At 66.7% G+C, this 16,737-nt stretch carries 15 protein-coding genes; 8 read left to right on the forward strand and 7 right to left on the reverse strand.

The window, feature by feature from the left end; translation table 11 throughout:
• Positions 1–21: 21 nt before the first annotated feature.
• The 7 genes from mdcE to mdcB all read right to left on the reverse strand — a co-directional run bounded on the left by mdcE (position 22) and on the right by mdcB (position 7,100).
• Complete coding sequence (mdcE, locus tag DEW08_RS20130) at positions 22–909, reverse strand: biotin-independent malonate decarboxylase subunit gamma (RefSeq protein WP_109330620.1); 888 nt, start codon at positions 907–909, stop codon at positions 22–24.
• A gap of 14 nt (positions 910–923) precedes the next feature.
• Positions 924–1,880, reverse strand: a complete 957-nt coding sequence (locus DEW08_RS20135) for a biotin-independent malonate decarboxylase subunit beta (RefSeq protein ID WP_109330622.1) — start codon at positions 1,878–1,880, stop codon at positions 924–926.
• A 17-nt stretch (positions 1,881–1,897) separates the two neighbouring features.
• Entirely contained in the window at positions 1,898–2,212 is a 315-nt protein-coding gene (gene mdcC / locus DEW08_RS20140) for a malonate decarboxylase acyl carrier protein (RefSeq protein WP_109330624.1), read from the reverse strand.
• Positions 2,213–2,224: 12 nt separating this feature from the next.
• Entirely contained in the window at positions 2,225–3,889 is a 1,665-nt protein-coding gene (gene mdcA / locus DEW08_RS20145) for a malonate decarboxylase subunit alpha (protein WP_109330626.1), read from the reverse strand.
• Positions 3,886–4,749 carry a biotin--[acetyl-CoA-carboxylase] ligase gene (locus DEW08_RS20150; protein ID WP_109330628.1) on the reverse strand — a complete coding sequence of 288 codons (864 nt, stop codon included), beginning with the start codon at positions 4,747–4,749 and terminating at the stop codon, positions 3,886–3,888. The genes mdcA and DEW08_RS20150 overlap by 4 nt, the downstream gene beginning before the upstream one ends.
• Before the next feature lie 28 nt (positions 4,750–4,777).
• On the reverse strand, positions 4,778–5,992 hold the full coding sequence (madB, locus tag DEW08_RS20155) for a Na+-transporting malonate decarboxylase, carboxybiotin decarboxylase subunit (RefSeq protein ID WP_109330630.1): 1,215 nt from the start codon (positions 5,990–5,992) through the stop codon (positions 4,778–4,780).
• A 133-nt stretch (positions 5,993–6,125) separates the two neighbouring features.
• On the reverse strand, positions 6,126–7,100 hold the full coding sequence (mdcB, locus tag DEW08_RS20160) for a triphosphoribosyl-dephospho-CoA synthase MdcB (RefSeq protein ID WP_245986710.1): 975 nt from the start codon (positions 7,098–7,100) through the stop codon (positions 6,126–6,128).
• 630 nt (positions 7,101–7,730) lie between these two features.
• Here mdcB and DEW08_RS20165 point away from each other — a divergent pair.
• The 8 genes from DEW08_RS20165 (at position 7,731) to DEW08_RS20200 (ending at position 16,685) form a co-directional block, all read left to right on the forward strand.
• A complete protein-coding gene (locus tag DEW08_RS20165; protein WP_109330632.1) occupies positions 7,731–8,621 on the forward strand; it encodes an AEC family transporter in 891 nt (296 codons plus the stop codon).
• A 268-nt stretch (positions 8,622–8,889) separates the two neighbouring features.
• The gene (locus DEW08_RS20170; protein ID WP_109330634.1) at positions 8,890–9,600 is read left to right on the forward strand and encodes a FadR/GntR family transcriptional regulator; all 711 of its coding nucleotides are present in this window, start codon (positions 8,890–8,892) and stop codon (positions 9,598–9,600) included.
• 23 nt (positions 9,601–9,623) lie between these two features.
• A complete protein-coding gene (locus DEW08_RS20175; protein WP_245986712.1) occupies positions 9,624–10,616 on the forward strand; it encodes a zinc-binding alcohol dehydrogenase family protein in 993 nt (330 codons plus the stop codon).
• Positions 10,617–10,758: 142 nt separating this feature from the next.
• Positions 10,759–11,733, forward strand: a complete 975-nt coding sequence (locus DEW08_RS20180) for a C4-dicarboxylate TRAP transporter substrate-binding protein (RefSeq protein ID WP_168220441.1) — start codon at positions 10,759–10,761, stop codon at positions 11,731–11,733.
• A gap of 56 nt (positions 11,734–11,789) precedes the next feature.
• Positions 11,790–12,344, forward strand: a complete 555-nt coding sequence (locus tag DEW08_RS20185; protein WP_109330640.1) for a TRAP transporter small permease — start codon at positions 11,790–11,792, stop codon at positions 12,342–12,344.
• Positions 12,341–13,615 (forward strand): TRAP transporter large permease, encoded by a 1,275-nt coding sequence (locus DEW08_RS20190; RefSeq protein WP_109330642.1) that lies wholly within the window; start codon positions 12,341–12,343, stop codon positions 13,613–13,615. The genes DEW08_RS20185 and DEW08_RS20190 overlap by 4 nt, the downstream gene beginning before the upstream one ends.
• Before the next feature lie 60 nt (positions 13,616–13,675).
• On the forward strand, positions 13,676–15,166 hold the full coding sequence (locus DEW08_RS20195; protein ID WP_109330644.1) for a UxaA family hydrolase: 1,491 nt from the start codon (positions 13,676–13,678) through the stop codon (positions 15,164–15,166).
• Between the two features lie 52 nt (positions 15,167–15,218).
• Complete coding sequence (locus DEW08_RS20200) at positions 15,219–16,685, forward strand: tagaturonate reductase (RefSeq protein ID WP_109330646.1); 1,467 nt, start codon at positions 15,219–15,221, stop codon at positions 16,683–16,685.
• Positions 16,686–16,737: the final 52 nt, after the last annotated feature.

The raw sequence follows: 16,737 nt of genomic DNA on the forward strand, positions 1-16,737 counted from the left end.
CCCTTTCCTTTCCGCCCCGCTTCAGGCGACGCGCGGACGGAAACGCTCCTCGACGGCGGCGAATTCGGAGCGCAGCAGCTCCTGGACCTTCGGGCGCACCACGCGGCCGCCGCGCTCGGCGCCGAGGCTGCCGCGGCCGCGCGGACCGGTGAGCGTCGCCGCACCGTCGGCCTTGGCCTTGCGGATGCCGGCGATCTGGGCGGCGATCGCCGGACGCATGCCGTCGATCGTCTCGACCAGCTGCTCCACGCCGCCGAGCTTGTAGAAGAAGGCCGGACCGGCGGCGAAGACGGGGTTCGACTTCGCCAGGCCCTCCAGCAGCTCGACGTCCTTCTTGATGATGCGCGACACCGAGGTGATCGGCATCACGTGGATCATCGTCTGGAATTCGGAGGTGAGGGAGAGGATCCGGTCGGCCTGCAGTCCATGGCAGAGGAAGGCGCCGGAGATGGCGCGCCCGACGACCATGGCGACGATCGGATGGCCGGCCAGCCGCGCCTCCGCCAGGGCGAGCTGGTAGGCGCCGGTCGCCTTGTTCATGCCGAAGATCTCCTCGACCTTGCCCGGACCGTTGCCGGGGGTGTCGACGATCAGCACGATCGGGCGCTTCCTGGCCGCTTCCTTCTCGGCGTCGGCGGCGAGGGTGGCGTAGACGGCCTGCGCCATCTTGTAGCCTTCCTCGAGACCGATCACGCCCGAATAGACGACCGGGAACTTCTCGTTGAAGGCATCGGCGTCGGAGGCGATGACCGTGACGGTCTCACCCTCGAGCAGGGCGGTGCCGACCACGGCGCCGGGGCCGAAGTCCGGGTCGTCGAAGGTCCGCGCACCGACCTTGCCTTCGGTGAAGCTGCCGGCATCGACGATCAGGTCGATGGCCGCGCGGCCCTGTCCCAACAGAGTTTCCATGGCTTTTCTCCCGATCACAGCGCCAGACGGCGGACGGACTTGCGGAAGTCCGAGAGCGGACCGTCGGCAAGGCCGACAGGGTCGTTGTTGCCGGCGTGGCGCCAGACGTCGCGCGCATCGGTCGGCTTGAGCTCCACGGCGAGGGCGACGCCGCGCAGCTGCTTCTCGACCAGCTCCGGCGACCCGATCCGGCGCATCGGCTCGAAGGAGGCGACCGGCAGCTTGCAGAGCTCGGCGAGCTGGGCGCGGAAGGCGGCGACGGTGTCGTCGACGAGGAAGTTGGCGTCGCCCATGACGTACTTGTGGCGGCCGCCGGTGGTGCGATAGACGAGCGCGCGGTTGGAGGCGTCGAACTCGTCCTTGCCCATCTCCTGCTCGATGACCTCCGGGCCGGTGAGGCCGAGGCGACCGAACTCGCTCATGATGATGGCGTCGGTGGCGGCGGCGACGAAGCCCATGCCGCCGAAGCAGCCGATGCGCGAGCCGATCAGGGCGACGACCGGCACCTTGTGGCGGGCGCGCTGCAGGGCGTCCATCACCTCGGCATGGGCGAGAAGACCGGCGTTGGCTTCGTGCAGACGGACGCCGCCGGTCTCGAAGGAGATGGCGACGAGGGGACGCGCCGACGCCGGCAGGTCGGGATGGTCGGCGACGAGGCGATCGTGGAAGTCGATCGCCATGTCGATGATGCCGACCATCTTGGCGCCGCCGACCTCGCCGACCGAACCGCCGATGAAGCGGCCTTCCTGGGAGATCACGAAGACCGGGCGGTCACCGATGCGGCCGACGCCGGTCACGATGCCGTCGTCGTTCTCCACCGCCTCGCCGAGGGCGACGAGATGGGGGCTGACCAGACGGTCGAAGGGGCCGCCGAGCTCGACGAAGGTCCCGTCGTCGACAAGGCCGACGGCGCGTTCGCGCGCGCTGCATTCCAGGAAGGAGTTCTTCTGAAGTCTGTTCCAGTTGGGCATGCTCGCAGCTCCCGGCTTCAGGCCTGCGCCTCGGCCAGCGCCTGGCGCAGGCGCAGGGCGACGATGGCGGGTGAGGCGTTGTTGTCGTTGATCTCGATCGACAGGCCGGCCAGTCCGGTCTCGGCGACGAAGTGCTCGACCACGCGCTTCCACAGGGCGTCGAAGCCCGTGACCGGGGTGACGATCCGCACCGAAACCGCGCTGTCGCCGGCCTTCGGCTCGAGCATCACTTCGAGGTCGCCGGAGCCGACGACACCGCAGTGGGCCCGCCTGGCGAGGGAGACGGCACGGCCGTCTCCTGCGACTTTGAATTCGATCGTTTCGAGAGACATGACGTACTCCGATCACCAGTTGCGGAAGCGGGCCGGCGGGTTGTAGAGGCCGCCCGAGATGTCGACGAGGTCGCGCATCGAGCGGGCCGCGAGCAGGTCGCGGTTGGCCCGGTTGCGGTCGACGCCGAGGTCTTCCGGGGTCATGAAGATGCGCGCCTCGCGCAGGCGCTTCGTTTCGGCCGGATCGGCCTTGAGGCCGACCTCGGTGTAGCCGGCCGCCGCACGGATGGCGGCCATGCGCGCGGCCATGTCCGGGGCCCGGTTGAGGTAGGCGACGCCTTCCTCGGTGACGATGTGGGTGACGTCGTCGCCGTAGATCATCACCGGCGGCAGATCGAGGCCGGCATTCTCCGCGAGCTGCCAGGCGTCGAGCTTTTCCACGAAGGTCGGGGCGCGGCCTTCGCCGAAGGTCTCGGCACCCTGGACGACCAGGCGCTTGCCGCGCGGCATGTTGCCGATCTGGTCGGCCATGTGCGGGACCTCGCGGCCGCACTTCAGCCAGCTCTCGGTGACGTGGCGGCGCCCCTTGGGATCGCAGCCCATGTTCGGCGCGCCGCCGAAGCCGGAGACGCGGTTGGCGGTCGCGGTGGACGAGTTGCCCCACTCGTCGATCTGCAGCGTGCCGCCGATGAACATGTCGAGGGCGTAGTGACCGGCGGTCTGGGCGAAGGCGCGGTTGGAGCGCAGCGAGCCGTCCGGGCCGGTGAAGAAGATGTCGGAGCGCGCCTTGACGTACTCCTCCATCCCCAGCTCGCCGCCGAAGCAGTGGATGGTGTCGACCCAGCCGGCCTCGATCGCCGGGATCATGGTGGGGTGCGGGTTCAGCACCATGTGGGTGCAGACCTCGCCCTTCAGGCCGAGCTCGGCGCCGTAGGTCGGCAGGATCAGCTCGATCGCCGAGGTGAGGAAGCCGATGCCGTGGTTGATCCGCTTGACCTTGTACTCGGCGTAGATGCCCTTCAGCGCCAGCATGCCGAGAAGGACATGGTTGTCGGTGACGAGGCCGGGATCGCGGGTGAAGAGCGGCTCGATGAAGAAGGGCTTCGGGCTCTCGACGACGGCGTCGACCCAGTCGGCCGGGATGTCGACCCGCGGCAGCTTGTCGACGATCTTGTTCACCTGGGCGATGACGATGCCCTGGCGGAACTTGGTCGCCTCGGCGATGACCGGCGTGTCCTCGGTGTTGAAGCCGGTGTAGAGGTTGCCCTCGCGGTCGGCCTCATAGGCGCAGATCAGCGAGACGCGCGGCGTCAGGTCGAGGAAGTAGCGGCCGAACAGCTCGAGATAGGTATGGATGGCGCCGAGCTGGATCTTGCCTTCGCGGATGAACTTGGCGACGCGGCCGGCCTGCGGCCCGCCGAAGGCGAAGTCGAGCTTCTTGGCGATGCCGCGCTCGAACATGTCCAGGTGCGAGGCCAGCGGCACGCAGGACTGGACCATGTGAAGGTCGTGGATCTCGGCCGGATCGACCTGGTTGAGGCAATCGGCGAGGAAATCGGCCTGCTTCTGGTTGTTGCCTTCGATGTTGACACGGTCGCCGGACCGGATCACCGCCTTCAGCAGGGCGACGGTGTCCTCCGCCTTCACACGCTTGCCGGCGCCGATATAGGCCGCGGCGGCCTCGAGGCGCTGGCGGGTGTCGGCCGCGAGCGTATCCCACCGTTGTTCGGTCTTCATGAGAATGCCCCCATGTGGGTCTTGGGAAGTTGCGAGGCGATCCGGTCCGCGGCCGGAGCCGCGCCGATCTCGCCGGAATGGACGTCGCGAACGGCTCCGGCGGCGTCACGGATTCGCAGCGCTCCGTCGGCGGCGAGGCCGATGAGCGTGGCGCAGACGTCCTCATCGCCATCGGTGAGGCGAACGACGGAGCCGAGCTGAAGGGCGTGGGCGGTCCAGGTCCCGGCGAAGGCGGACAGCCCGTGCCGTTCCCAGAGGGTCACCCAGCGGTCAAAGACGGAGCCGAAGGTCGCCACGAACGCGTCGCGGTCAACCGGACGGCCGGAAAGAGTTGAAAGAGAAACCGCCCTTTCCCGCAGAATATCCGGAAATCCATCATCCGGAACTGACAAATTAAGACCTATGCCGACTACCACGAAGTCGAGATCTCCGCAATCATCGCAAGATGCCTCTGCCAGAATGCCGCAGATCTTCCGACCATCAACAAGGAGATCGTTGGGCCACTTGATGCCGGCGTCGACTCCTGTCTCGGCGAAGACTGCTTCACGCACCGCAACTGCAGCAAGAAGTGTCAGTTGCGCCGCTTCGATCAGCGTGCGCCGGGTCTTCACCAGCACCGACATGCAGAGGCTGCCGTCGGGGGTGGAGAACCACCCCCGCTCGCCCTTGCCGCGGCCGGCGGTCTGATCGCGGGCGACCAGGATCGTGCCGTGGGCGGCCCCGGCCCGGCCGAGTTCGACGAGCCGGCGGTTGGTGCTGTCGACGGACGCGACCTTCATGACGATCCGGCCGATGCCGTCGCCCCGCTCGATCGCAGGCGGCCGCGGGGCGCTGGGATGGTTGGAGGCGACGGGGGGCATGGGACCGATCTCCGTGGAGCAGCCGTGGTCAGTGGGCGGCGACGAGGCCGATGGTCGAGGCGAAGATGCCGACCGCGATGGCGGAGACGATCAGGCCGCAGACGTTGGCCCCCATGGCGACGGGCAGGACCATGGCGTAGGGGTTGTCCTCGGCCGCCACCTTCTGGGCGAGCTTGGCGGTCGTCGGCACACAGGACACGCCGGCGATGCCGACCAGCGGGTTGAAGCCGGTCTTGTTGAAGTACCAGACGATCCAGCCGCCCAGCAGGCCGCCGATGCCGGACACCAGCAGCGCCGTGATGCCGAGGACGAGCAGGATGGCGACGCGGCCGTCGAGCAGGGTCGAGGCTTCGCAGAGCACGCCGAGGACCAGGCCCAGGATGAGGGTCGAGGAGTAGGTGATCGTCTTCTCGAGCAGTTCCTGGTAGGGCTCGATCTCCGCTTCCTTGATGGCGACGCCGAGGAAGAAGGACAGGATCAGCGGCGCGGCCACCGGCAGCAGCAGGCAGAGCAGAGCGGCGGTGACGATGGTGAAGATGAACTTCGACTTCTGCGTGACCTCGGGGAAGTCCATCTCGACTTCCATCGCCCGGTACTTGGCCGGCACCAGCAGCTTCATCAGGTACGGATAGCCGGCGTAGGTCAGCGACAGGTAGAGGTAGGCGATGATCGAGATCGGGACGAAGAGGTCCTTGGCCATCATCAGCGAGGCGAAGAGGACCATCGGGCCGTCGGCGCCGCCGATCGAACCGACAGCCGCCGCCTGGCCGGGGGTCAGGCCGCAGTAGTAGCCGATCACCAGCGTGACGAAGGTGCCCATCTCGGCGAAGATCGCGCAGGTCATCGCCGCCCAGGGACGGGCGAGGATGAACGACACGTCCGCCATCGTGCCGATGCCGAAGAACAGCATGCAGGCGACCAGCGAGTTCGAGAAGGCGAAGTTGTAGATCGGCTGCAGGAAGTAGACCTGCATGTCGTTCACGAGCTGCACCGGATCCGAGATCATCGGATCGAGCATCAGCGTGCCGATCTTCTGCGCCTGCAGGAACATGACGCCGGCGTTGACGCACATCATCGCGACGCCCATCGGCACCATGATGAGCGGTTCGAGCGTGCGCTTGAATCCGAGATAGGCGAGGAAGAAGCCGAAGCCCATCAGGGCGAGGCGGGCGATGGCGATCGTCGGCTCCTGGACGAAGAGCGTGCCGATGCCGGGAAAGACTGTGAAGAGTTGCTGCAACATGGATGATCTCCTCAGCGCACGGCTCAGTCGGCCGAACCGGCCATGGTCTTGTTGAGCAGGACGATCACCCCGATGACGGCGTAGGAGATCACTGCGGTGATCGCGTAGGCCATCAGCGCATAGGCGATGACGTTCATGGGTTTTCTCCTGGAGCGGGTCCGTTCGAGGCGGACATGTCGAAGCGGGACGTGACCTGAGCCGGGAAGCTCCCCGTCTCGAGCAAATGGATGGCGACGGTGACCGCCAGCAAATCGGCGCCACCGCCGGGGCTGAGCCGGCGGGCGACGCAGTCGTCGGCGAAGCGATGGATTTCGGCGAGGCCGCGGCCGGTGAGCGCACCGCCGAGGTCGCAAATGCGGGCGGCACGCTCGCGCACGAAGGCGAGTCCCTCGGGACCGCCGCGCCACAGAACGGTGGTGTCCTCGGCCGCGGCGACGATGGCGATGAGCGCATGCAGCAGCGCGCGGTTGAGCTCGACCTCCTGCGTCAGCGCGGCGCGCAGGGCGGGCAGCCCATGCGCGGCGACGGTCGGGAAGCCGGCCTCGACCTCGCCCCGGATGCCGGTGACGCCGTGACGGTCGAAGAGGATCTCGCCTGCGGTCACGGGATCGCGGCGGCGCGTCTCCAGCTCGCGCTCGACGATGCCGCGCGTGATGGCGGCAGTGGCGGCAAAGACGCGGTCGGGGCACATCGGGCGCCGGTCGTCGTGGCACAGCCCTGCCGCCGCCGCGGTGAGGCCGAGGGCGAACAGCGCGCCGCGCTGCGTGTTGACGCCGTTCGATGCGGCGAGCAGGCGACGGTCATAGTCACGGCCCACGGTACGCACCAGCGCCAGCACGGCGGCCGGATCGTCGGCATGGGAAAGGCCGATGGCGGCACAGCGATGAAAACACGGAGCGATGGCTGCCGACGTCAGCATGAACGTCTGCAGATCCATGTCACGGTGCGCACCCATCGAGCGTGGCGTGACGAGACCGGGCTTGGGGTGGACGGAGACCTCGAGGAGGATGCCGGTCAGGCAGGCCGATCCGATCGTCCAGGTGGCCGGCTCCATCCCTTCGGGACGGGGCGGCGCGATCGGCAGAACGGCAAGAGAAGACATATCCATGACGACAACCCATCGGGCGTCGTCCGTTGGAGCAAAACTCCACAGACGAACCCAATAACGACGCCTGTTCCGCTGAACGCGCGTCGTCCGGAGATCACCGTCACGAAGTCTCTGGTGTCACTTGGTGCTATCCCGGCACGTCCCACTGTCGCTCTGCGCGGGTCAGGACATGTCGGCGTCTGGTGGGTCGATCACATTTCGCTTCGCCGGTCTCGCGACCCCGAGCTGCGGCTTCGATGTGAATGACATGTCCTTCGGGACGAGTCAATCGCCGAACGTCGTACTCCCTGCGCCGATCCGGCAGCCAATCGTATGAAACGGGCGGAACTCCGGGCCTGCGCGGATCCAGTGCGGCAGTATGACGCAAACCCTCCAGGAGGACCGCCTGTGCCGGGCGGCAACGATGCCGGCAAGCCGGCTCACGATGACGGTGCCGCCGACGACCACACGCCGCGCCGCTGCATCCGGTGTTGAACTCGACGGCTGAAGACAGGAAGATGCAGCCACGCGACCGGGGGGACATCGCCCCCACCCATTGCGCCCCCTTCATCAAGACGCGGTTTCCGCTCGGCTGACTGCGAGGGCCGCACACGGGACTTCGGACAGTCCCACCTGCACGAGTTCACCATCATGAGCGTCTTCGCCTCCCTGACCGTCGTCGTCACCGTCATGGCCCCGGTCTTCATCGTCGCCGCACTCGGCTTCATCTGGAGCCGGGCCAAGCTGCCCTATGACAGTGCCTTCATCACGACTTTCGCCATCAATGTCTCCAGCCCCTGCCTGGTCTTCTCATCGCTTACCCGGCTGACACTGGGTGGCGACGAGCTGCTGACCATGACGCTGGCGTCGATCGCCTGCATCACCTCGGCCGCCGTGCTGGCCGTGCCGCTGCTGCTGGCCTTCCGGCTGCCGCTGCGCACCTATCTGCCCGCACTCAGTTTCCCGAACGCCGGAAACCTTGGGCTGCCGCTCTGCCTGTTCGCTTTCGGGGAGACCGGCCTCGGCCTCGGCGTGCTGTTCTTCGCGGTGTTTTCGGTCGCACAGTTCGCCATCGGCCCGGTCGCCGCGTCCGGACAGCTCGACCTGGGGCGGCTGCTCCGCACGCCGGTGATCTACGCCGTCGCCCTGTCGCTGCTGGTGATGCTGGCCGGCGTGCAGCCGCCGCAGTGGGTGGCGAACACCGCGACCCTGCTCGGCAACTGCGCGGTTCCGATCATGCTGCTGTCCCTCGGAGTCGCCCTGTCCAACCTGCGCATGAACAGCCTGATGCGGGCGGGGGCGCTGTCGGCCCTGCGGCTGGTGCTGGGGTTGGGCGTCGGCCTGGCGGTGGCCCACCTGATGCAGTTGACCGGGACGATGCGGGGGGTCGTCGTCCTGCAGAGCTCCATGCCGGTGGCGGTGTTCAATTATCTCTGGGCCCTGCGCTACAACAACGCGCCCGAAGAGGTCGCCGGAATGGTTCTGGGATCGACCGCCCTGGCGTTCCTCGCGCTGCCGGCGCTGCTGCTGGGCGTCATGTGAGCACGGCGGGGGCGCATATCGAGCAGACCTCCTCGAAGGCGCCACCCGCCGAACGGCCGATCCCGACGAGCGCCGTGTCTCCGACACGCCGGCCATAGCGGCAAGATGCGCTGCTGGCCACTGCCACTCGCCAACAACACGCCATTTTATTCCAATACTAGCGCTAACATTGCAATTTTGTTAGCGCAATTGGCGTTCTCCTCGTCCCGCCGCACTGATATGTTAGATATCTACGGTCCAGTTGTTGGACCAAACTGGTGACGCCTCCATGACCGGCATTTCGACCGTTAAGGCCATCTTCGAGGAGTTGCGCAAGGAGATCCCGGAGCGCTACCGCCCCGGCGACATGCTCCCCAACGAGCGGTTGCTGGCCGAGCGCTTCAGCGTCAGTCGCAACACGATCCGGGAAGTCATCATCTTCCTCGAAGCTTACGGCTTGGTGGAGAAGACCAAGCGTGGGTCTCGGGTCAGCAAGCCGGACATCGAGGCGATGTTCCGGGTCATAGACCAGTGCTTTGACCGCAGCATCAAGACATGCCGCGAGGTTCTTCAGTTCCGGCGCATCATCGAGACCGGCATCATGCACGATGTCGTCGACCTGATCACGGATGCCGAAGTCGACAACCTGGAGCGGCTGGCCGACGATCTGGAGCGCCAGTTGACCGTGCGTGAGGCCGCCGAAGCCGACTTCCGCTTCCACGCCGCGATCGTCGCCGCGTCGCGCAACACCATGTTGCAGAAGATGTATCAGGCGATGTCCCAGGCGATGATCTACTACCTGGAAATCGGCAAGAGCAACGTGACCATCGCGCCGGCGACGGTGAACTACCATCGCGAAATCGTCGCGGCTCTGCGCGAGCGCTCCCATTCCCGGGCCCTCGCCGCGAGCAACGCGCACTATGGCTTCAGCGAGAGCGTGTTCAATCAGGAAACCTATCCTATGCACGCGACCGCCACCGACAGCAAAGGACATCGATAATGAAAGCCTTGATGATTGAAGGCGTGAACGCGTGCGCACTGCATGACGTGGAGGAGCCGTCGCTCCGGCCGGGCGAGGTTCTTCTGTCCGTACGTCATGTCGCCCTGTGCGGCAGCGACCTCAGCACCTTCAAAGGGCTCAACCCGCTGGTCGCGCTGCCGCGGATTCCCGGCCACGAGATCGGCGGCGAGATCGCCGCGGTCGGCGAAGGCGTGCCGGCGGACTATGCCGTCGGCCGTCGCGCCATCGTCATCCCCTATACGAGCTGCGGCGTCTGCCCCTCCTGCCGCAAGGGCCGGGTCAATGCCTGCCGCAGCAACCGCACGCTCGGCGTGCAGCAGAACGGTGGGCTGGCGGAGCGGATCGCCCTTCCCTATGGCAAGCTGATCCTCAACGACACCCTCGCCCCGCGCCATCTCGCCCTCGTCGAACCGCTGTCGGTCGGCTTCCACGCCGTGGCCCGCGGCCGGGTCGAGGCCGGCGACAAGGTGCTGGTGCTGGGGTGCGGCATGATCGGCATGGGGGCGATCGCCGGTGCCGTGCATCGTGGTGCCGAGGTGATCGCCGTCGATGTCGGGGCCGCCAAGATCGAGTTGGCGCGCCGCTATGGCGCCTCCCACATCATCGACGCCGCGAAGGAGGACGTCGCCAAGCGGGTCGAGGAGCTGACCGGCGGTGACGGCGTCGACGTGGTCATCGAGGCGGTCGGGCTTCCGGCCACCTTCACGCAGGCCATCGACCTCGTCGCATTCGCCGGGCGCGTCGTCTACATCGGCTACGCGAAGGAGCCCGTGAGCTACAAGACGCAGTTCTTCAACCTCAAGGAACTTGACATCATGGGGTCGCGGAACGCGACCGCCGAGGACTTCCGGAACGTCATCCGTTATTTGGAGTCGCTCGAACGGAAGCCTGACGACCTGATCTCCAAGGTGTTCGCGTTCGATGACGCGGACAAGGCGCTGCCCTACTGGGCGGCCGAACGCGACACCACGCTCAAGGTGATGATCGAGCGGTAACCCCGCGTCATCCCCACCCGGCCAGAGAGACCCCGATCCTCAACCGGAGGCGTGCCGTCCAGTGGACGGCCGCGCCCCGAATCCCTGTCGGCAAGACAGTGCCGGCAACCTGCTCATTGACGTGCCCAACCCGGAGACAATCATGAAACGCTTGTTGATGTCCGCGCTGGCGGCGTGCGCCATGACCATCGGTGCCGCCACCGGTGCGGTGGCCAAGACCGAAATCATGGTCGCGTACGAGAACAATCCGGGCGAGCCGCTCGACCGGGTGATGCATTACTGGGCCGACCTCCTTCAGGAGCGGAGCAAGGGCGAGGTCACCTTCAAGCTGTTCCCCAGCTCGCAGCTCGGCGCCAAGAAGGACGTGACCGAGCAGGCGATGATGGGCATGAATGTCATCACCCTGTCCGACGTCGGCTTCCTGCAGGACTATGATCCTGATATCGGCATCCTGTTCGGACCGTACCTGACCGACGATCCGCAGAAGCTCTTCAAGATCTACGAGAGCGACTGGTTCAAGCAGAAGGACGAGGTCTTGAGGAAGAAGGGCGTGCACATCGTCATGTCCAACTACCTCTACGGCGTGCGTCACATCCTTGCCAAGAAGCCGATCAACACGCCCGCCGACCTGAAGGGCATGAAGATCCGCGTTCCGAACAACGTGATGCAGATCAAGACCATCGAGGCGATGGGCGCCACCGCGACGCCGATGCCGCTCGGCGACGTCTATCCTGCGCTGACCACCGGCCTCATCGACGGCGTCGAGAACCCGATCTCCGTGCTGTACGGCGCCAAGCTGCACGAGCAGGCCAAGTATCTGAGCCTGGTGGGTTACCTGACCAACACCTCGGTGTGGATCGGCGGCGAGGCCTACTTCAAGACGCTGCCGCCGGACGTGGTGAAGCTGGTTCATGAGACCGGCTACCAGGCCGGCCTGTACAGCCAGAAGGTCGCGGCCGAGCAGGACGCCGAGTTCATCGAGAAGATGAAGGCCGCCGGCGTCACCGTGATCCAGCCGGACGTCGCCGCCTTCCGCGAAGCGACCAAGCCTGTCTACAAGCAGTTCCCGAAGTGGTCTCCTAACCTTTACGAGACGATTCAGAAAGAGCTCAAGTAAAGGCGAGCGGGCGCAGGCGACGAATCGAAGTCGCCTGCGCCTGGGAGGACAACGTCATGAACATCATTCGACGCCTGCCATCGATCGTCGCAGGAAGCGCACTGGCCATTCTGGTCGTGATGACGATCGCGGCCGTGATCGCGCGTTACGTCTTCGATGCCCCGCTGCACTGGGGCGAGGAGATATCCGGCCTTCTGATGATCTGGATCATCATGATCGGCGCCATCGTCGCCGAGCGGGACGGACAGCATCTGACCATTCCCCTCCTGACCGATCTGCTGCCTGCGCGTCTGAGGGCCGCGGTCGATCTGGCGGTGTCGGCGCTGTCCATCGCGGTGCTCGGCTATGCCGGCTACCTCGGGTACCGGCTCGCCGAGAGCGCCCAGTACAAGCTGACCGAGATCCTCCAGATCTCCTGGTTCTGGATCGATGTGGCGGTGCCGGTCGGGACTGCCGGGGTCATCATCTACCTTCTGCACCGGTGCTTCACCAACCTCATGGTGATCGTCAGGGGGCCGCTTGAGGAGGCCGCGACCGGCCGGGACCAGCATCCGGCCGCCCGTTCCCTCCAGGCCAATCCGCAATTCGGCTCGAACGGAGACGCGCTATGAGCTGGCCCGTCATCATCCTCATCATGCTGTGCCTGTTCGCGCTGAACATGCGGCTCTACGTGGCCATCCTGGCCTCGGTCCTGGTCTACTTCGTGTTCTTCAGCCGGGTTCCGGACCAGATCGCCGTGCAGCGGCTGATCGGCGCGTCGCAGAACCTGTCGCTGCTGGCCATTCCCTTCTTCATCCTGCTCGGCACGCTGATGGACCACACCGGCGTGGCCAAGCGCCTGCTGCGGGTCGCCGATCTGGTGGTCGGCAAGTTCACCGGCGGCATGGCGCTGACCAACATCATGCTGAGCACGATGCTGGGCGGCGTCAGCGCGTCCAACCTCGCGGACAGCGCCATGCTCACCCGCATGATGGTCCCGGAGATGGAGCGCAAGGGCTACAACCGGGCCTTCGCCGCGGCCGTCACGGCCTCCGGCGCGCTCGTCACGCCGATCATTCCGCCGGGCATCGCGCTGATCATCTACGGCCTGGTGGCGGACGTCTCCATCGGCGCCATGTTCATGGCCGGCATCCTGCCGGGCCTGCTGATGGCGGCACTGCTGATGGTCGCCGCCTACATCGTGTCCAAGCGCCGCGGCTATCCGCCGTCGCGCAGCTCCTGGCCGACCGCGTCGGAGACGGGAAGCGCGCTGCTCGGCGCGTGGCCGGTGCTCGTGCTCCTCGTCGCCATCATCGGCGGCATCCGCGCCAACGTCTTCACGCCGACCGAGGCCGGTGCGGTGGCCGTCGCGCTCGTCCTGCTGATCGGCTTCGTGGTCTACCGCGAGATGCGGGTGTCGCATGTCGTCGACGCGCTGGTGGAGACCTTCAAGTCCACCTCGTCGGTCATGCTGGTCATCATGGCCTGCTCGGCGCTGGCCTGGATCCTGTCGCTGGAGCAGGCGGCGCAGCAGCTCGCCGTCTATATCACCGCCTTCACCGACGACAAGTACGTCTTCCTGCTGGTGCTGAACCTCGTTCTGCTGATGCTCGGCATGCTGATCGAGGGCAACGCCATCCTGATCGTGATGGTGCCGCTGCTCATGCCGACGGTGCATCAGCTCGGCATCGACCCGGTCCATTTCGGCATCGTCATCATCGTCAACCTGGCGCTCGGCTGCCTGACCCCGCCGGTCGGCACCGTGATGCTGCTCGTCTGCAATCTGGCCAAGGTGAAGATCTCGGACTTCATCAGCGAGTCGGGGCTCCTGTTCCTGACCCTGTTCATCTCCCTGCTGATCGTCACCTTCGTGCCCGAACTGTCGCTGCTGCTCGCCCGGTAATCCCCCGGCGGCGTGCCCGCCGCCTCACCGAAGATCCCGAGACCTCGAAGATCCTGAGACATGGCCAAATATCTGAAAATCCACTCGCAAGACACGGTGGCCGTCGCACTGGAGCCGCTGTCCGCCGGCACGGCGATCGAGGCGCTCGGCATCGTTCTGCTCGACGACGTGCCGCAGGGCCACAAGTTCGCCGTGACGGAGCATCGGCCGGGCGACCGGGTGGTCAAGTACGGCAGCGTGATCGGCATCGCCCGGGACGACATCCCCGCCGGCCGGCATGTCCACACGCACAACCTCAAGACCGCGCTGGGCGGCGTGCAGGACTACAGCTACGCCGGGCCGGTCCCGGCCGCCGCGGTGCCCGCCCGCCCGGAGGTGCCGACCATCGAGGCTTACGTCCGCGCCAATGGCGAGATCGGCGTGCGCAACGACCTGTGGATCATCCCGCTGGTCGGCTGCGTCAACGGGCTCGCCAAGAACGCCGCCCGGCGGTTCGAGAAATCGGGCCTGCTGCCGGACGGCGCGCGGGTCATGGTGCTGGAGCATCCCTACGGCTGCTCGCAGCTCGGCGACGATCTGGACAACACCCGCAACATCCTGCGCGACCTTGCGGTCCACCCGAATGCGGGCGGCGTCCTCGTCATGGGGCTGGGCTGCGAGAACAACACGCGCGAGCTGTTCCGCAAGGGGTTCGAGCATCCCGATCCCCGCCGCCTGCGCTACCTGACCACGCAGGAGGTCGAGGACGAGATGGAGGCGGCGCTGGCCGAGCTGACGGCACTGGCCGAGGTCATGCGTGGCGACCGGCGTCAGCCGGTCGGGGCCGACCGCCTGCGCATCGGCCTGAAGTGCGGCGGCTCGGACGGGTTCTCCGGCATCACGGCCAACCCGCTGCTGGGGGCCTTCTCGGACTGGCTGTGCGGGATCGGCGGGGCCACGGTGCTGACCGAGGTCCCGGAGATGTTCGGTGCCGAGCATCTGCTGATGGCGCGCGCCGAGAGCCGCGAGGTGTTCGACAGCGTCGTCACCCTCATCAACGACTTCAAGCAGTATTTCCTGGACCACGACCAGCCGGTCTACGAGAACCCCTCCCCCGGCAACAAGGCCGGCGGGATCAGCACGCTCGAGGAGAAATCGCTGGGCTGCACCCAGAAGGCCGGCCTGTCCCCCGTCCGGGACGTCATCCGCTATGCCGAGCGGATCCGCAAGCCGGGACTGACGTTGCTTGAGGCGCCGGGCAACGACGGCGTGGCGGTGACCGCCCTGGCCGCCGCCGGCTGCCACATCGTTCTGTTCACCACCGGGCGCGGCACGCCGCTGGGCGGCGTCGTTCCGACCATGAAGATCGCCACGAACAGCGACCTCGCCCGACGGAAGCGCCACTGGATCGACTTCGATGCCGGACCGATCGCCGCCGCCGCCGAAACGGTCGACAGCCTGCTGCCGTCCTTCGTCGACGCCGTGCTGGCGGTCGCCGGCGGACAGCAGGCGCGCAACGAGGAGAACGACGTCCATGACGTCGTGATCTTCAAGTCCGGCGTCACCCTGTAGCGCCCCCGGGGCCCATCACCATGCGCCCATCATCATGCCGAGGATGCCCATCATGGAGAGACTGAACGCCGCCTTCCTCAAGGGGCGCCCCCGTCCGACGCCGCGGATCGTGCAGTTCGGCGAAGGCAACTTCCTGCGCGCCTTCTTCGACTGGAAGGTCGACCGCCTGAACGAGACCACGGGCAGCGACTGGGGAATCACCGTGGTCCGGCCGATCGCCGGCGGCTTCCCCCACAGCCTGGACGAACAGGACGGCGTCTACACCGTCCTCTCGCGTGGTGTTGCCGAAAACGGCGAGAAGATCTCGCAGCCGCGCCTGATCGCCTGTGTGCGCAACGAGGTTGCGGCGCACGGCGACTGGCCGGGCGTGCTTGCGCTGGCCCGCGACCCCAACATCGTGGTGGTGGTGTCCAACACGACCGACGCCGGCATCGCCTATGTTCCGTCCGTCGGATATGCGGATGATCCGCCGGCCTCCTTCCCCGGCAAGATGACCCGCTTCCTGCACGAGCGCTGGAAGACCTTCGGCGGCGCGCCGGAGATGGGCCTGCAGATGCTGGCCTGCGAGCTGATCGACCACAACGGCGACGAGCTGAAGCGCATCGTCCTCCTGCATGCCCGGGATTGGGGACTGGAGCCCGAATTCGTGCGTTGGGTCGAAACCGCCAATGCGTTCTACAACACGCTGGTGGATCGCATCGTCCCGGGGTTCCCGCGCGCCGAGGCGGACGAGCTGCGCCGCGATCTGGGCTATGACGACACCTTCATGGCGGCGGCCGAGCTGTTCCATCTTTTCGTGATCGAGCGCAAGGACGGCATGCCCGAGCTGCGCCTGCCGCTCGGCAAGCACGACGAGGGAACGATCGTCACCTCCGACGTCACGCCCTACAAGGCCCGCAAGGTCGCCATCCTGAACGGCGCCCACACGGGTCTTTGTGCGCTCGCCCTGCTGGCCGGCGTCGAGACGGTGGGCGAGGCGGTGAGCCATCCCGCCGGAGCGCGCTTCCTCGACCGGCTGCTGAACGAGGAGGTCATTCCCTTCCTCACCCTGCCCAAGCCGGACCTGGAGGAGTTCGCCTCCGCGGTGCTGCGCCGCTTCCGCAATCCCTACATCCGCCACCTCTGGCACGACATCAGCCTGAACGGCCTCGTCAAGTACCAGACCCGCAACCTGGACCGCCTGCTGGCGTATCGCGAGCGGTTCGGCAAGCCGGCTCCCCTGATGACGCTGTCGCTGGCGTCCTGGCTCGCCTTCTATCTCGGCCGCTTCCAGGGCGCCGGCAAGCTCCCGCCGCGCGACGCCCCGGCGATCATCGAGCGCATCCGCGAGATCGGCGCGCTCGACGACGGCACGGCCAAGGGGCTCGACAGCATGGTCGGCGCCTATCTCGGCGAGGCGGCCTTCTGGGGGCGCAGCATCGACGACCCGCAGCTCCGCGCCAAGGTGGCCGAGGACTATCTCTTCCTGACCGAACAGCCGTTTTCGTTCGAACGGCTTGCCGCGATCCTCGCCGCATAGCGACCGGACCGGTGAATGAGGGAGGCGGGCGGGACACCGTGCGCCTCCCGAG

Source organism: Azospirillum thermophilum, assembly GCF_003130795.1.
Lineage (GTDB): Bacteria > Pseudomonadota > Alphaproteobacteria > Azospirillales > Azospirillaceae > Azospirillum > Azospirillum thermophilum.

Bases quoted from the DNA above. Each gene is read 5' to 3' on its own strand.
- mdcE (WP_109330620.1), bottom strand. From the start codon at position 909: ATGGAAACTCTGTTGGGACAGGGCCGCGCGGCCATCGACCTGATCGTC.
- DEW08_RS20135 (WP_109330622.1), bottom strand. From the start codon at position 1,880: ATGCCCAACTGGAACAGACTTCAGAAGAACTCCTTCCTGGAATGCAGC.
- DEW08_RS20180 (WP_168220441.1), top strand. From the start codon at position 10,759: ATGAAACGCTTGTTGATGTCCGCGCTGGCGGCGTGCGCCATGACCATC.
- DEW08_RS20195 (WP_109330644.1), top strand. From the start codon at position 13,676: ATGGCCAAATATCTGAAAATCCACTCGCAAGACACGGTGGCCGTCGCA.
- DEW08_RS20170 (WP_109330634.1), top strand. From the start codon at position 8,890: ATGACCGGCATTTCGACCGTTAAGGCCATCTTCGAGGAGTTGCGCAAG.
- mdcC (WP_109330624.1), bottom strand. From the start codon at position 2,212: ATGTCTCTCGAAACGATCGAATTCAAAGTCGCAGGAGACGGCCGTGCC.
- DEW08_RS20190 (WP_109330642.1), top strand. From the start codon at position 12,341: ATGAGCTGGCCCGTCATCATCCTCATCATGCTGTGCCTGTTCGCGCTG.
- mdcB (WP_245986710.1), bottom strand. From the start codon at position 7,100: ATGGATATGTCTTCTCTTGCCGTTCTGCCGATCGCGCCGCCCCGTCCC.
- DEW08_RS20150 (WP_109330628.1), bottom strand. From the start codon at position 4,749: ATGCCCCCCGTCGCCTCCAACCATCCCAGCGCCCCGCGGCCGCCTGCG.
- mdcA (WP_109330626.1), bottom strand. From the start codon at position 3,889: ATGAAGACCGAACAACGGTGGGATACGCTCGCGGCCGACACCCGCCAG.
- DEW08_RS20165 (WP_109330632.1), top strand. From the start codon at position 7,731: ATGAGCGTCTTCGCCTCCCTGACCGTCGTCGTCACCGTCATGGCCCCG.
- DEW08_RS20185 (WP_109330640.1), top strand. From the start codon at position 11,790: ATGAACATCATTCGACGCCTGCCATCGATCGTCGCAGGAAGCGCACTG.
- DEW08_RS20200 (WP_109330646.1), top strand. From the start codon at position 15,219: ATGGAGAGACTGAACGCCGCCTTCCTCAAGGGGCGCCCCCGTCCGACG.
- madB (WP_109330630.1), bottom strand. From the start codon at position 5,992: ATGTTGCAGCAACTCTTCACAGTCTTTCCCGGCATCGGCACGCTCTTC.